This is a genomic window from Streptomyces sp. NPDC043812 (genome assembly GCF_056436245.1).
In genome coordinates, this window is record NZ_JBWKCY010000096.1 from 1 (window position 1) to 1,534 (window position 1,534).

At 72.2% G+C, this 1,534-nt stretch carries 1 protein-coding gene; it reads left to right on the forward strand.

The window, feature by feature from the left end; genetic code table 11:
* Positions 1–1,446, forward strand: a 1,446-nt coding sequence (locus AC067Z_RS38885; RefSeq protein ID WP_478794357.1) for a hypothetical protein, incomplete at its 5' end; no start/stop codon positions are given.
* Between the last annotated feature and the right edge of the window lie 88 nt (positions 1,447–1,534).

Genomic DNA, 1,534 nt, shown 5'->3' on the forward strand with positions numbered 1-1,534 from the left:
AAGCCGGTCCGCCCCATCCCGGCATTCGTCCGCGACGACCTCACCGACGCCGACGCCGAAGCACTGCTGCTCTCGCTGGTGGAGAACACCCAGCGCGCCCGCATGACGGACCGCGATCAGGTCAACGGCGCGGCTCAGCTCGAAATCATCGGCACCAGCGAGGCCGGACGCCGCCGCGCGGCCGCTGTGCTGGGCATGAAGCGCGACGCGCTGAAGTCCGCGAAGAAGGCCGCCGACCTGACGCCGGAAGGCTTGACCAGCGGAGCCCGGTACGGATTCGACCTCATGGAGCTTGCCGACCTCCAGGAAGTCGAAGGCGTGACCCATGCCGCTTCCCGTCTGGCCACCGCGAAGCGCCGCGACGCCGACGACCCCAAGAACGGGCGCGGCAATTGGTCGCACGCCATGGCGAAGCTGCGGGAAGACCTTGCCGACGTGCGCAAGCGCGAGGCCGCAGTGAAGGCACTCGCCGATTCCGGTGTGTCAGTGCTGGACCGGTACCGGAAGCAGGACGCCACCGAGTGGCCGTTGAGCAACCTCACCAACGGACTCGGCGAGGACATCACGCCCGAGGCCCACGCCGCGAAGTGCGAGGGGCACGCGGCGCGGCTGGACGACGACGCCGAGCCGGTATGGCACTGCGCGGACCCCGCGCGCTACGGCCACAAGGTCAGGGGTGAGCAGGCGGACGCCCAGGCCAAGGAGGCCGCGCGCGTCGAGCGGCGCAGGGTCATCGCGGGTAACCGGGCCGCGCGCGCCGCGCGGGAGGTGCGCAAGGAGTTCCTTGTGCAGCTGTGCAGCCGCAAGAGCCTTTCCGACGCGGCATGGCAGTTCGTTCTGTCCGCGATGCTCAACCAGACGCAGCCGTATCGCAGGCTGATCAACAAGAACGGCAAGAGCGCGGCCGCCGCCATGGCCGACGTGGCGCGGTTCGCGCGTGCTGCGGACCCCGAGGGCAGGGACGAGCCCTTTACGGAGTTGATTCAGCGCACGGGCAAGGCCAAGCGCCCGCAGCTGCTCCTTGCGCACGTCGCGGCCGCTTACGAGGCGGAGATGACCGACAGCGTTTGGGAGCGCCCGCACGGCACGCCCCACGCGTGGCTGACGTTCCTGGCCGCCGAGGGATACACCCTGTCGGACCAGGAGGCCGCGATGGTCGCCACGGCTGAGGGCCGGACCGAGGCGCCCGAGGAGGGCGCCCAGGACGAGGAGGACGCCGAGGAGCTGCCCGAGGCCGACGACGCCACGGACACGGCGCCGGAGCCCGCCGAGGAGCCGCCGGAGCCCGCCGAGCAGGCCACGGAGTCGGAGGCCGGGCAGGAGACGCCGCAGGAGCCGGGCGGCGCCCCCGACGCGTCACCGCACGCCGAGGAGGAGCAGCAGAGCGCCGACGCGGAGGAAGCCCCGACCGCCGAGGAGGCCGAGGAGACGGCGCAGCAGGAGTAGGGAGCGCGACGCGCCGGGGGGTGGACTCGTCCGCCCCCCGGCCCCGGGGCGGGCCGTCGCACAAGGCCAAAAAGGAAGAGCGACACCC